Origin of the sequence: Paenarthrobacter nitroguajacolicus (genome assembly GCF_029952445.1) — a bacterium.
GTDB classification, from domain to species: Bacteria; Actinomycetota; Actinomycetes; order Actinomycetales; family Micrococcaceae; genus Arthrobacter; species Arthrobacter nitroguajacolicus_B.
In genome coordinates, this window is sequence record NZ_JAQPPK010000006.1 from 1 (window position 1) to 13,336 (window position 13,336).

The 13,336-nt window shown below is 63.4% G+C and carries 15 protein-coding genes; 6 read left to right on the forward strand and 9 right to left on the reverse strand.

The window, feature by feature from the left end:
* The 6 genes from PJL15_RS05365 to PJL15_RS05390 form a co-directional block, all read left to right on the forward strand.
* A partial coding sequence (locus tag PJL15_RS05365; protein ID WP_281450177.1) for a hypothetical protein occupies nucleotides 1-245 on the forward strand: 245 nt, incomplete at its 5' end.
* Nucleotides 246-428: 183 nt separating this feature from the next.
* On the forward strand, nucleotides 429-1,673 hold the full coding sequence (locus tag PJL15_RS05370; RefSeq protein ID WP_281450178.1) for a PucR family transcriptional regulator: 1,245 nt from the start codon (nucleotides 429-431) through the stop codon (nucleotides 1,671-1,673).
* Nucleotides 1,674-1,761: 88 nt separating this feature from the next.
* Nucleotides 1,762-2,691, forward strand: coding sequence for an ACP S-malonyltransferase (locus tag PJL15_RS05375; RefSeq protein WP_281450179.1), 930 nt, complete (start codon nucleotides 1,762-1,764; stop codon nucleotides 2,689-2,691).
* On the forward strand, nucleotides 2,688-3,749 hold the full coding sequence (locus PJL15_RS05380; protein WP_281450180.1) for a beta-ketoacyl-ACP synthase III: 1,062 nt from the start codon (nucleotides 2,688-2,690) through the stop codon (nucleotides 3,747-3,749). The genes PJL15_RS05375 and PJL15_RS05380 overlap by 4 nt, the downstream gene beginning before the upstream one ends.
* 117 nt (nucleotides 3,750-3,866) lie before the next feature.
* Nucleotides 3,867-4,112, forward strand: coding sequence for an acyl carrier protein (locus PJL15_RS05385; RefSeq protein WP_011692310.1), 246 nt, complete (start codon nucleotides 3,867-3,869; stop codon nucleotides 4,110-4,112).
* Between the two features lie 131 nt (nucleotides 4,113-4,243).
* Nucleotides 4,244-5,479 (forward strand): beta-ketoacyl-[acyl-carrier-protein] synthase family protein, encoded by a 1,236-nt coding sequence (locus tag PJL15_RS05390; RefSeq protein WP_281450181.1) that lies wholly within the window; start codon nucleotides 4,244-4,246, stop codon nucleotides 5,477-5,479.
* A gap of 104 nt (nucleotides 5,480-5,583) precedes the next feature.
* Here PJL15_RS05390 and PJL15_RS05395 read toward each other — a convergent pair whose 3' ends face one another.
* The 9 genes from PJL15_RS05395 to lepB (PJL15_RS05435) all read right to left on the reverse strand — a co-directional run bounded on the left by PJL15_RS05395 (nucleotide 5,584) and on the right by lepB (PJL15_RS05435) (nucleotide 13,271).
* The gene (locus PJL15_RS05395) at nucleotides 5,584-6,087 is read right to left on the reverse strand and encodes a DUF3145 domain-containing protein (RefSeq protein WP_018776197.1); all 504 of its coding nucleotides are present in this window, start codon (nucleotides 6,085-6,087) and stop codon (nucleotides 5,584-5,586) included.
* A gap of 235 nt (nucleotides 6,088-6,322) precedes the next feature.
* On the reverse strand, nucleotides 6,323-7,222 hold the full coding sequence (locus PJL15_RS05400) for a tyrosine recombinase XerC (protein WP_432443800.1): 900 nt from the start codon (nucleotides 7,220-7,222) through the stop codon (nucleotides 6,323-6,325).
* A gap of 131 nt (nucleotides 7,223-7,353) precedes the next feature.
* The gene (dprA, locus tag PJL15_RS05405) at nucleotides 7,354-8,559 is read right to left on the reverse strand and encodes a DNA-processing protein DprA (RefSeq protein WP_281450183.1); all 1,206 of its coding nucleotides are present in this window, start codon (nucleotides 8,557-8,559) and stop codon (nucleotides 7,354-7,356) included.
* Between the two features lie 37 nt (nucleotides 8,560-8,596).
* Complete coding sequence (locus tag PJL15_RS05410) at nucleotides 8,597-10,138, reverse strand: YifB family Mg chelatase-like AAA ATPase (protein ID WP_281450184.1); 1,542 nt, start codon at nucleotides 10,136-10,138, stop codon at nucleotides 8,597-8,599.
* Nucleotides 10,139-10,504 (reverse strand): YraN family protein, encoded by a 366-nt coding sequence (locus PJL15_RS05415; RefSeq protein WP_281450185.1) that lies wholly within the window; start codon nucleotides 10,502-10,504, stop codon nucleotides 10,139-10,141.
* A 112-nt stretch (nucleotides 10,505-10,616) separates the two neighbouring features.
* On the reverse strand, nucleotides 10,617-10,961 hold the full coding sequence (locus PJL15_RS05420) for a DUF2469 domain-containing protein (protein ID WP_018776202.1): 345 nt from the start codon (nucleotides 10,959-10,961) through the stop codon (nucleotides 10,617-10,619).
* A gap of 67 nt (nucleotides 10,962-11,028) precedes the next feature.
* Nucleotides 11,029-11,799 (reverse strand): ribonuclease HII, encoded by a 771-nt coding sequence (locus PJL15_RS05425; protein WP_281450186.1) that lies wholly within the window; start codon nucleotides 11,797-11,799, stop codon nucleotides 11,029-11,031.
* Complete coding sequence (gene lepB / locus PJL15_RS05430; RefSeq protein ID WP_281450187.1) at nucleotides 11,799-12,593, reverse strand: signal peptidase I; 795 nt, start codon at nucleotides 12,591-12,593, stop codon at nucleotides 11,799-11,801. Before lepB (PJL15_RS05430) ends, PJL15_RS05425 begins: the two co-directional genes overlap by 1 nt.
* Nucleotides 12,594-13,271 (reverse strand): signal peptidase I, encoded by a 678-nt coding sequence (gene lepB / locus PJL15_RS05435; RefSeq protein ID WP_281450188.1) that lies wholly within the window; start codon nucleotides 13,269-13,271, stop codon nucleotides 12,594-12,596.
* Nucleotides 13,272-13,336: the final 65 nt, after the last annotated feature.

Here is a 13,336-nt window from a genome sequence, read left to right on the forward strand (position 1 = left end):
AAATCCGCCAATTCATCCCCAACGACTTCGCCTCCCTCGGAGCAGACGGCTTCGGCTTCTCCGACACCCGCCAAGCCGCACGCCGCTACTTCAAAAACGACACCCACTCCATCGTCGCCAAAACCCTCCAACTCCTCGCTGCCAAGGGAGAAGTCGAAGAAGGTGCCCTGGAAAAGGCGATCGAGAAGTACCGGCTCCTGGATGTCAACGCCGGCACCACCGGCGGAGCAGGCGGAGACGCCTAAGTCCCTTCCGGGACGTCCCGCGCCACCAGCAATATCCGCGACGGCGGCTTCCACCAGAAGGTGGGGGCCGCCGTCGGGCTTTAATCTGTCCGCGGGAGGCTGCGCGCAACGTGACGGGCAACAAGGCCAGTTGTAGCCTTCTCACAAATGGAGCTTCCCCGGGCTGGGCCGTATGCTCATTCCATGGCAGAGCCCACCAAAACAACTTCAAAGCGCAAGGCAGCAACCCAGGCGTTGTCCCCGGAAAAGGCGGAAACCCTGCGGCAGCTTCGCGCCAACGTGGGGCAACTGTCCACCAGCACCATGCGCAAGCTGGAGAAGTCACTCCCCTGGTACAGCCGGCTGAGCTCCGATGAGCGTTCAGCACTGGGCTTGGTGGCACAGAATGGAATCGCTGCCTTCGTGACCTGGTACGAGCGTCCCAGTTCGCCGTCCTGGATCCTTACCGATGTCTTTGGCAATGCCCCCACTGAGCTCACCCGCTCCATCAGCCTGCAAAAGGCCCTGCAACTGATCCGCATCGTGGTGGAAGTGGTGGAGGACCAGGTGCCTGTGATCGCTCCGGAGTCCGACCAGCCTTCGCTGCGTGAAGCCGTCCTGCGCTATTCGCGCGAAGTGGCCTTTGCGGCCGCCGATGTCTACGCTCGCGCCGCCGAGTCACGGGGTTCCTGGGACACCCGGCTGGAAGCCTTGATTGTTGATGCGATCCTTCGCGGCGAGAACACAGATGCCTTGCGATCCCGGATCGCAGCCCTGGGCTGGAAAGCGCAGGAGCGCTTCACTGTGATGGTGGGCAATTCCCCGTCCGAACCGAGTGCAAGCTACGTCAGCGAGCTGCGCCGCACGGCGGGACGCTTCGCTGAGGATGCGCTGGTGGGAATCCAAGGCGACCGCCTCATCCTGATCCTTGGTGGGGTGCAGGACAGGGACACCGCGTACCTCAAGCTCAGCGAACTTTTCGCTCCCGGCGCCGTAGTTTACGGTCCGGAGGCAGGGTCTTTGCTCGAAGCCAGCAGCTCCGCCCAGGCCGCCTTCGCCGGCCTCACCGCTGCCCGCGCGTGGCCCTCCGCGCCGCGTCCCGTAGCCGCTGACGATCTCCTCCCGGAGCGCGTGGTTTCCGGGGATGACGCTGCCCGGCGGTCCCTGATCAAAAACATCTACAGGCCGCTTCTTGCAGCTTCGAACGGCCTCGTGGAGACCCTGGGGACGTACCTTGAACTGGGGCATTCCCTGGAAGCAACCGCCCGGGAATTGTTCGTCCATGCCAACACAGTGCGCTACCGTTTGAAGCGTGTCTGCGACGTGACAGGCTGGGATCCACTCCTTCCAAGGGAGGCGTTCGTGCTTCAAACAGCCTTGGTGGTCGGCCGGCTTTCGGCCCCTCCCAAAGCCGTTCCCGAACGTCACGCGTCGCGTTCGCAGAACTGAACCGTTGTAGACTTCCTACAAACTGACCCAGTGAGCTTGGTGTACCAAAACACCAGTGGATCACGTGGCAATTTGGAAAGCTGGATACGTGCTTGCAATCGTCTGCCCTGGACAGGGCTCCCAGACCCCCGGATTTTTGGCCCCTTGGCTGGAACTCCCCTCCGTCGAAGGCCAGTTGGCCGCCCTGAGCGAGATCGCAGGCATTGACCTCAAGGCCCACGGCACCACCTCGGATGAAGAGACCATCAAGGACACTGCAGTTGCGCAGCCCCTGATCGTCGCCGCCGGCCTCGTGGCCGCGCAGTCCTTGTTCGACGTCGAGCTGAGCACCTTGCCGGTTGTTCTCGCCGGCCACTCCGTCGGGGAAATCACCGCCTCCGCCCTCGCCGGCGTCCTCACTGAGGCCGAAGCCATGACCTTCGTCCGCGAACGTGCCAACAGCATGGCTGCAGCAGCCGCGGTGACCCCCACGGGCATGAGTGCAGTGGTGGGAGGCGATCCCGCCGACGTCCTGGCAGCAATCGAAGCTTCCGGCGCCACGGCGGCAAACGTCAACGGCGCCGGCCAGACCGTAGCCGCAGGCACCTTCGAGCAGCTGAAGGCTTTGTCGGACAACCCGCCCGCGAAGGCACGCGTGATTCCGCTCAAGGTCGCTGGCGCCTTCCACACCTCGCACATGGCTCCTGCAGTCAGCGCCCTTGAAGCCCTCAAGCCGTCGTTGTCCCCGCAAAGCCCGACTGTCCCGCTGTTGTCCAACTACGACGGCAAGGAAGTCACGGCAGGACCAGCCGCCGTCGAAAGCCTCATCGCCCAGGTATCCCGGCCGGTCCGCTGGGACCTGTGCATGGAAACGCTGGTGGCGCGCGGCGTCAGCGGCGTCATTGAACTTGCTCCCGCCGGGACCCTCGCGGGGCTGGCCAAACGCGGCATGCCCGGCGTCAAGACCGTTGCAGTCAAAACCCCGGATGACCTGTCCGCGGCTCTCGCACTCTTTGCTGAACTGGAGGGACAGGCATGAGCACACCGGTACTCAACAAAGCCACCGTCAACGAGAATGCCCGGATCCTGGGCATCGGCGCGTACCGCCCCGACGTCATCGTCACCAACGAAGACGTTTGCCAGTGGATCGATTCCTCGGATGAATGGATCCGACAGCGTACCGGCATCATCACCCGTCACCGCGCAGCCGCCGACGTCAGCGTCATCGACATGGCCGAAGGCGCAGCACGGGAAGCAATCCAACAGGCAGGCATCGAGCCGTCCCAGCTCGGAGCTGTCATCGTCTCCACCGTCACCCACCCTTATGCGACGCCGTCGGCCGCCGCCGCGCTCACCGAGCGTTTGGGCGCGACGCCGGCACCGGCCTTTGATATCTCTGCCGCCTGTGCAGGGTACTGCTACGGCGTGGCCCAGGCTGACGCGCTGGTCCGCTCAGGCGCTGCCAAGTACGTTCTGGTTGTTGGCGCCGAAAAGCTCTCGGATGTCATCGACAACCACGAGCGCACTATCTCCTTCCTCCTCGGTGACGGGGCGGGCGCAGTAGTAGTGGGCCCGTCGGAGACACCCGGCATCGGCCCCTCCGTGTGGGGCTCCGACGGCAGCAAATGGGATGCCATCGGCATGACCCACTCACTCGAAGACGTCAAGAAGCTCGGCGAGTCGGCCAGGCACTCGGACGAAATTGACGACCCCGCCATCCTTTCCGCGACCCAGGATGTGTGGCCAACCCTGCGCCAGGACGGCCAGACCGTCTTCCGCTGGGCCGTTTGGGAAATGGCCAAGGTAGCCCAGCAGGCATTGGATGCTGCCGGCATCGAAGCCACTGACCTCGCTGCGTTCGTTCCCCACCAGGCGAACATGCGCATCATTGACGAGATGGTGAAGAAGCTGAAGCTTCCCGAGTCTGTTGTGATCGGCCGCGATATTGCACAGGCCGGGAACACCTCTGCCGCCTCCATCCCCCTTGCAACGCATCGCTTGCTCCAGGAGAACCCTGGCCTGAGCGGTGGCCTTGCCCTGCAGATCGGCTTCGGCGCCGGCTTGGTCTTTGGCGCCCAGGTTGTGGTCCTGCCGTAAGACCTGGACCGGCCACCGCGGCCTCCAGCCAACTGAATACGACTTACAAACCCAAACCGTAACCGCGGTTTGCCCCCTTTCCGGCAGCAGCCGGTACAACAAGAAAAGGAGCCAACAATGGCTAGCAACGAAGAGATCCTGGCCGGCCTGGCTGAAATCGTTAACGAAGAGACGGGCCTCGCCACCGAAGCCGTCGAGCTCGACAAGTCCTTCACCGAGGACCTCGACATCGACTCCATCTCCATGATGACCATCGTTGTCAACGCTGAAGAGAAGTTCGGCGTCCGCATTCCCGACGAAGAGGTCAAGAACCTCAAGACCGTCGGCGACGCCGTCAGCTTCATCGCCAACGCACAGGCCTAGTCCTGACACCAGCTGTGCCGGGCCGGGGCGATAACTCCCTGCGCCCGGCACAGCCGCAATAACGCCCAAAGTTTTTCCTGCCGCCCCCGCTGACCGCGACCGGGACGGCTGATCCGACAGAGAGTGATCGCATGGCACGCAAAGTAGTCATAACCGGTCTGGGGGCCACCACTCCCATCGGCGGCGACGTACCCACAATGTGGCAGAACGCGCTGAAAGGGGTCTCCGGTGCCCGCACGCTCGAAGACGAGTGGGTCTCCAAGTACGACCTCCCCGTCCACTTTGCTGCCAGGTGCTCCACGCCGGCCCTGGAGGTCCTGAGCCGGGTTGAGGCCAAGCGCATGGACCCCTCCACGCAGTTTGGCGTCATCGCCGCCCGTGAAGCCTGGGCAGACTCCGGAATAGGCGAGATCGACCACGACCGCTTGGCCGTAGCGTTTGCTACCGGTATCGGCGGCGTCTGGACTCTTCTGGATGCTTGGGACACGCTCCGCGACAAGGGCCCCCGCAGGGTCCTTCCCATGACCGTGCCCATGCTCATGCCCAACGGCGTGGCTGCCGCTGTCAGCCTTGACCTGGGTGCACGCGCCGGAGCCCACACTCCGGTTTCAGCCTGTGCATCAGGCACAGAAGCCATGCACCTTGGTTTGGACCTGATCCGGTCCGGCAAGGCCGATGTTGTGGTCTGCGGTGGCGCTGAAGCTGCGATCCACCCGATGCCGCTGGCTGCGTTCTCCTCCATGCAGGCACTGTCCCGCCGCAACGACGAGCCCGAGCGCGCTTCCCGCCCGTACGACCGCGACCGTGATGGCTTTGTCATGGGTGAAGGTGCCGGAGCACTTGTCCTTGAAGCTGAAGAGCACGCAATCGCCCGCGGAGCACGCATCTATGCCGAGCTCGCAGGTACTTCAGTGACCGCGGACGCCTACCACATCACCGCACCGGACCCCGAGGGCCTGGGTGCCACGCGCGCATTGAAGGCCGCAATGTTCGATGGCCGGATCCAGGCCGAGGACGTCGTTCACGTCAATGCGCACGCTACCTCTACCCCGGTGGGCGACAAGCCCGAGTACACGGCCCTCCGCGCGGCCCTGGGGACGCACGTGGACAATGTGGCGGTCTCTGCCACCAAGTCCCAGATGGGCCACCTCCTGGGCGCTTCAGGCGCCGTGGAGGCCGTACTGACGGTGCTGGCAGTCTATGAGCGCAAGGCCCCGGTCACCATCAACCTCGAGAACCAGGATCCGGAGATCCCCCTCGACGTCGTAACCTCCGTGCGCGACCTGCCCGCCGGCGACATCGTGGCGCTGAGCAACTCGTTCGGCTTCGGCGGCCACAACGCCGTCATTGCGGTGCGGAACGTCTAAACCCGTTTCCTGGCAAACATGAAGAGGGCCCCACCGGCTGGTGGGGCCCTCTTCATTGCTATGGGTGTCTGCTTAGGCAGGCTGTCAGCCGACTTACCGGGCTGTCAGCCAACCTGGTGCAGCCAGCGCACGGGGGCGCCTTCTGCTGCGTGCCGGAAGGGTTCGAGTTCCTCGTCCCAGGCCTCGCCGAGGGCCAGCGACAGTTCGTGGTAGACGGCAGAGGGATCCCCGGCACCTGATTCGTAGGCGTAGCGGATACGGTCCTCGGTCACCATGATGTTGCCGTGCACATCCGTGACGGCATGGAAAATTCCGAGCTCCGGTGTGTGCGACCAGCGGGCTCCATCCACACCTTGGCTTGGCTCTTCGGTGACCTCGTAGCGCAAATGGGCCCAGCCCCTCAGCGCGGACGCCAATTGGGCCCCCGTGCCGGGGGCACCCGTCCACGACAACTCCGCCCTGAACATTCCAGGCGCAGCAGGCTGAGGGGTCCACTCAAGATCGGTCCGCTTATCCACGACCGATCCGATGGCCCACTCAACGTGCGGGCAAAGCGCCGTAGGGGCCGAGTGCACGAACAAGACACCGCGGGTTGTTGCAACAGACATTCCATCCTCCATAGCTGTAGGTACGTCTTCCCCAACGACCTCTGCCTGGATGTTGCTGTTGCTGCCGGATGCCATGAAACTCATGCGGGCCCTGACAGGCTATTCACTTGTGCAGTACTTGTAACGATATTGGCACAGAAGTAACCCTCAACCGTGCATTGAAGGTTTCCCCGTGGTGCTTTCATTTTGCCGTACGCCGCCGCTTTCCGCCAGTGCGGCTTTTGCCTGGCAGGTTTCAGGCACGCGGATGGGCCTGCTGGTAACTTTTCCGGAGCCGGTCAACGGAGACATGGGTATAGATCTGCGTGGTAGCCAGGCTGCTGTGCCCCAGGATCTCCTGGACAGCACGCAGGTCCGCGCCTCCGTCCAGCAAGTGCGTTGCGGCGCTGTGCCGGAGCGCGTGGGGTCCTGTGGCCGAGGTATCGCCGAGAGCCTGCAGCAAGTCACTCACAACGGCACGGATCTGCCGAGGATCCACGCGGTTGCCCCTGACGCCCAAAAACAAGGCAGGGCCGCTGCCGGCGGTCACGACGGCGGGGCGGCCACGCCTGAGCCAGTCATCCACTGCCACGGCAGCTGGAACCCCGAACGGCACCGTGCGTTCCTTGTTCCCTTTGCCCAGCACACGCAGTGTCCTTCGGTCCGGATCCAGATCATCGACGTCGAGTCCGGCAAGTTCGCCGACCCGTACTCCCGTGGCGTAAAGAAGCTCCACCATGGCCCGGTTGCGGATAGCCATCGGGCCGCCCTCCGCCGCGGCGATATTCAAGTCATCGACCATCCGGGTGACTTGCTGTTGCTGCAGCACCCCGGGGAGTGACTTGCTGCGTTTGGGAGCTTGGAGGCGGACCGCCGGGTCCACCGGGATCAATTCTTCCCGAAGGGCCCAGCCGGTGAATGACCTGGCCGTTGCCGCCCGCCGCGCCAGCGTTGCACGGGACATTCCAGCCTCACTCTGCGCACCGAGCCAACGTCGAAGCGATCCCAACTCAAGCTGGCCGAGCTCTTCCACTCCCTCCTGCACGGCAAAACCCAGGAGGCTCTCAACATCAGCGATGTAGGCGCGGACGGTGTGGGCAGAGCGCGCCCGTTCACCTTGGAGGTAGCGGCGGAAACCCTCGACTGCGCCGGCCATGGCTGCTGGTAGTGATTGTGCGTCCACCCTTCAACTGTGCCAGCAGTCTTCGCCCGGCGCTTGCATCAACATGCTGTTTTGGGCCGGGCCAATGCAACGCCTGGCCAATAGAACAACGGGTCTGTTATCAGCTAGGCATTCTTTTGGCGCTTCCATGCCCCGCGCTCCGAAACTGCCAACCCCAACAGCCCCAGCCGGCCAAGGCCCGCCCGAACGGCGTCAGGACTCAAACCTGCCACGACCGTAAGTTTCTCCACGGAGCTGGTGGATCGAAGCGGCAACGCATCCAGGAGAATCAGATCCTCCAACGACAAACCGTCGTGCGCCGCGGAACGCTGTACCTTCTCACCGCTTTCCTTGTCCCCGCTGCCGACCTCACCGATGGCCCCTGCAAGTTCAACGATCTCGCCAACGTCCGTGACGCATACGGCTCCCCCGTCCCGGAGCAGGCGATGGCAACCAGCCGAGTTTGCACTATGGATGGATCCGGGAACCGTGGCAACCGCACGGCCAATGGTCTCAGCATGATGAGCGGTATTCAGCGCTCCGGATCGCCACCGCGCCTCCACCACCACGGTGACCGAAGCAAGGGCCGCAATGAGCCGGTTCCTTTGCAGGAACCTGTAACGGGTAGGCGCAGACCCCGGAGGAACCTCCGAAATCACAGCGCCCTGGGTGCACACCGCCCTCAGGAGGTCCTCATTGCCCGAGGGATAGAAGCGGTCGACTCCCCCGGCCATGACTGCGATGGTCGGCAGGCCGGCAACCCCTCCATTCAGCGCTCCACGGTGTGCATGTGCGTCGATGCCGTAGGCACCGCCGGAGACCACGCTGAAGCCTCGCTGGGCCAGTCCGTAGGCGAAGTCTCCTGTGACGGACGCACCGTAGCTTGTACTGTCCCTTGAACCCACCAAGGCTATAGCGTGGCGCGCCGATGGCAACTTCTGCTCATGTCCCCGCCACCACAGGCACAACGGTTCCTGCAGGCCCAGATCCGACAATTGTTCCGGCCACAGGTCATCGCCTGGAACGATCAACCGGCCACCCAGCCTCCGCATGGTCTCCAGGTCGCGGTCAGGGGCCAAATCGGCAACACGCGGAGCCCATCGTTTGAGGCTGTCTTTCAGGCCTGCCCACGTTGCGGGCCCTCCCCCGTCACTGAGCACGGTAGAGATTTCCTGTTCCAGGGCGGCGCTGGTACCCAGCTCCCCCGTAGCCACTCCCAGTGCGTCAACAGCCCCGGCGACGTGGACCAATGCCAGCCCCACCGAGTCCTGCGGCTCCATGAGCCGGGCCAAGGCGGCCCGGGCAATCCTTTCCTTGTCCTGAACGCTCATTCCTGCCACTCCTGCTTTCCCTTCACGTTGATAGTGCTCATATCGCAGCCGCGGCCTGCCTCAAGCCGAGCGCTTGCCCGATGTGGTCGATGTCCGGTCTGTCACTGCGATCAAGATCGGCGAGAGTCCAGGCGAGCCGAAGGACGCGGTCGTAGCCCCGGGCTGTCAGGATGCCCCGCTCCAGCGCGGTGTCCAGGATCCGCGTTGTCCCCGGAGGCAACCGCAGTTCACCACGCAGGGTCCGTCCAGGCACTTGGGAATTGGTTTCAAGGCCGAAGTCCCACAAGCGGGCTTGCTGCCGATCCCTTGCCGCCAGCACCCGGGCCGCCACCGTGCAGGTATCCTCCTCCTGCCCGGCGTTTCCGAAATCCGCCAACGACACCCGCTCCACTTGCAGCTGGATATCCACACGATCCAGGAGGGGGCCCGACATCCTTCCGAAGTAGCGGCGCCGCATTACCGGTGTGCAGGTGCAGTCCATGCCCTTGCCTGACGCTTTGCCACAGGGACAGGGATTGGCTGCCAAGACAAGCTGAAAGCGGGCCGGGTACGCAGCCGTTCCTGCCGATCGGTGGATCACCAGCTCGCCGCTCTCAAGGGGCTGGCGAAGGGCGTCCAGGACGCGTCGCTCGTATTCGGGAGCCTCGTCCAGGAAGAGCACGCCGCGATGCGCACGTGATGCCGCACCGGGACGCGGAAGTCCCGAACCACCACCAATGATGGCCGCCGCCGTTGCGCTGTGGTGGGGATTCTCAAAAGGTGGCCTGCGCATCAACCGCACGGCGGACGCCTGGACAGCAGCCAGTGAATGGATGGCAGTCACTTCCATGGCGGCCGTGTCCACCAAATCCGGGAGCAAGCCGGGCAGCCTCTCCGCCAGCATGGTCTTACCGGCTCCAGGCGGACCGGTCAGCAACATATGGTGTCCGCCTGCCGCGGATACTTCCAAAGCACGGCGCGCCTCTCCTTGCCCGGAGACATCGCAAAGATCCGGTGTGAAGGGCTCGGTGTCCGGGTCGAGCCCGGGAGTTTCCTCGTCCAACGGATCAAAGTCCAATGCGAGGTCTTTCGGGTCCGCGCCAAGGTCGTAGGCCAGCCGTGCAAGGGTCTTATAGCCGCGGACATTTGCGCCCGGAACCAGGGCGGCCTCCGCAACATTCGCCTCGGCCACCACGATGTCCGGATAACCGGCTTGGACTGCAGCCATGACGGCGGGCAGCATTCCACGGACCGGCCTCAACCTGCCGTCCAAGCCAAGTTCAGCGATAAACACTGTTCCGTCGATGGATCTGATGTCCTCGGCGGCCCGGAGAACTGCCATGGTGATGGCGAGATCGAACCCCGAACCACGCTTGGGGAGGGACGCAGGAATCAGGTTCGCGGTGATCTTCCTGCGGCTCAGGGGTATACCGGAGTTCTGCGCGGCGGATCGAATGCGTTCCTTGGCCTCATTCAAGGCAGCATCAGGCAGGCCAAGAATCACGAAATTGGGAAGAGTCTGGCCGATGTCGGCCTCCACCTCCACGATGTAGCCGTTCAGGCCCACCAGGGCAACACAGTAGCTACGTCCCACCGCCATCTATCCAACACCCCGAAGGTGTTCCAGCACTGGGTGGCCGACGCCGCTGTCAAGCACCGACACCACATCAACACGCTTACGCGGCGCCCTGAACTCGTGGGCGCGGCACCAGGACGAGACGAGCCGATGGAGTCGGGCCAGTTTGGCCGCCCCCACGGCCTCAAACGGATGCCCGTAGTCCAGGCTCCGCCGTGTCTTGACTTCGGCCACCACCAGGGTGTCCCCGTCAAGGGCAACAATGTCGATTTCCCCGTCGGCACACCGCCAGTTGCGATCAATGATCCGCATTCCCTGTTCGGTCAGGAAATCCGCTGCCAATGCCTCACCGTTTTGGCCCAGCAGGTCTTTTGCTCTCATGGCCATCACCTCCACTGACCAGCATTCCGGCTGGTCGGTGGAGCGTCATAGGGCGGCCAGCTGCTATGTGCGTAAACCGGCCGGAATCCTTGCTGTGGAGGAGTAGTGTCCCCCCAAAGGGCTAGTTGCCGAGGTCTCCCAAGTCTCCCAGGCCGCCGTCTTTGGGCAGGGCGAGGTCTTCGCTGCGGGGCAGTTCTTCGACGTTGACGTCCTTGAAAGTAATCACGCGAACGTTCTTGACGAAGCGGGCCGACCTGTAGACATCCCAGACCCAGGCATCCTGAAGGGTCAGGTCGAAGTAAACTTCACCGTCCGCGCTGCGGGCTTGAAGGTCGACGTGGTTGGCCAGATAGAACCGCCGCTCCGTCTCGACAACGTAGCTGAACAGACCGACTACATCCCGGTACTCACGGTAGAGCTGCAGCTCCATGTCGGTTTCATAGTTCTCAAGGTCCTCGGCACTCATGGTTCCATCTTGCACCATCTGCCCGTCGGCATGCGCCAGGCGGTCTGCGGCATGGACCGGATTACGGTTACTCTTGGTCCGGTCCGGTCAGGTGCCAGCTGGTCCGGTGGTATGCGCTGGGGCCCTGAAGGCGGATGACGTCCCTGTGTGCGGCGGTGGCATAGCCCTTGTTGACATTCCATCCATACGCGGGCAGCTCGGAGTGGAGGTCTACCATGATGCGGTCACGTGCCACTTTGGCCAGGACACTGGCCGCGGCAACACTCAAGCAGCTCATGTCCGCCTTCACCCGGGTGTGGACAGGTGCCTCGCAGCTGGGTCCTTCGGGCGCAGCATCAAACAGGGATGCCTGGACGTCCGGGGAGAGCCAGTTGTGGCTGCCATCCAACAAGACCAAGTCAGGTGTGACGCCGCCGTCGAGGATCTCACACCACGCCCGCGTACCGGCCAGGCGCAAGGCCGCAATAATGCCGATCTCATCAATTTCCTGCGATGACGCGTGCCCGACTGCTGATGCCAGTGCCCACTCACGCACCAAGGGTTCCAGCCGGTCCCGGTCCTCGGGTTTGAGCAGTTTGCTGTCGCGGACGTCCGCAAGAAGGTCATGAGCGGCAAGGTCGACCACGGTGATTCCCACGCTGACTGGACCAGCCAAGGCGCCGCGTCCAACCTCGTCCACGCCTGCGAGCAAGCGCACACCGGAGGGCAGGAAGGATCTTTCCACGTCCAGCGTGGGGAAACCGACCGGGTTCTTTGCCTTCGCCTTGGACTGTGGTTTGGGCTTGCCCGTGGCCGATGGCTTGGTCTTGACCTTGGGAGCAGCAGCTGTCGTTGCCATTACTTTGCCGGGGTGCCTTCGGGGACATTACGGAACACGTCCGGATAGTTGTCCAGGACGGTCCAGCGGTTAATCGGCCATGCGATGACGGTGGCCTTTCCCTCTACGTCCTCGATGTTCACGAATCCGCCGTTGATTTCCTGGTGGGCCCGCGAGTCTGCCGAGTGGTTGCGGTTATCGCCCATGACCCAAACCTTACCTTCCGGAACAACGACGTCGAAGGCCTGGGGAGAGGGGATTTCCGCAGGGTTAATGTACGTTTCGTTGAGCGCCACACCGTTGACGCTGACCCGGCCCTGCGCATCACAGCAAGTGACGTGGTCGCCCGGCAGCCCGATGACGCGCTTGACCAGATGCTGCTCGCTGGCGTCCGGGGCCAAGCCCACGAACTCAAGGGTGTCTCCTACCCAGTCCATGGGGCCTGCCGGCTTCTGGGCGACAGGTGGCAGCCAGGCCTGGGTGTCCTTGAAGACCACAACGTCCCCGCGGGAGAGGTCAAACGGTCCGGGAACCAGAAGGTTGATGAAGATGCGGTCGTAAACGTCCAGGGTGTTTTCCATGGACTCGGAAGGGATGTAGAAGGCCTTGAAGAGGAACGTTTTCAGCAGGAAGGACAAGACCAGCGCGATCGCCACGACCGTGGCGATCTCCTTGACCCAAACCAAGACGGGGTTCTTGCGCGGCTTCCCTGTTTCCTTACGGGACTCAGCAGCGTCGTCGGCGGTGGCCGTCCCGTCCGAGAGCCGCGCGTCGTCGTCGTACCGCTCGGGGGTCCCAGGAGCTTTGTCCGGCATCTACTGTCCGTTCTTCATTGATGTTTCGGCCTGCGTGGAGCGAGGCATCCCTGCAAATCTATCAAGTGGCCAGATGATCTGGACCGGCCGGCCAATTACCCTGTCCATGGGCACCATACCTCCGCCCGGCGCTCCCAAGAGGCCCCGGGAGTCGGCGGATCGCGAACGATGGTCACCCATCAGCCACAGACGATCGCGGGGAACCACGACGTCGAACTTCTGCGTGCTGGGTTCATCACCCGGGTACAGATAGGGTTCCTCAAGTACCTGACCGTTCACTGTGAGATGCCCGGAGGCATCACAACACTGGACGTGGTCCCCGGGAACCCCGATGACCCTTTTTACGTAAGTGGTGTCGCTGCCCGTCAATCCGAACCATTGCGACGCGGCAGAGACGGCGTCAACGAAAGGGCCCCGTCCGCTGCTCAACGGCGCGAAGGAACCCCGTCCGTCGAAGACCACGACATCGCCCCGACGGATCGGCTCGACACTGAAGTCGGTGCGCGAGACCAATATCCTGTCACCGGTCACCAGGAGTGGCTCCATGGATTCGGAGGGGATGTAGTAGACGTCGATCCAGAGGGAACGGACCACGCCGCTGATGGCGATCGCGAGGACCAGCGCCAGCAAAACAAAACGCCAGCCCTGTCTCCGGGGCTGGCGTTCTGATGTGTCCATGACTCGTATCCTGTGTTGCGTTGCGGATTGCTCCGGAACTACCGGGCACGAATCCTGGACCCGTT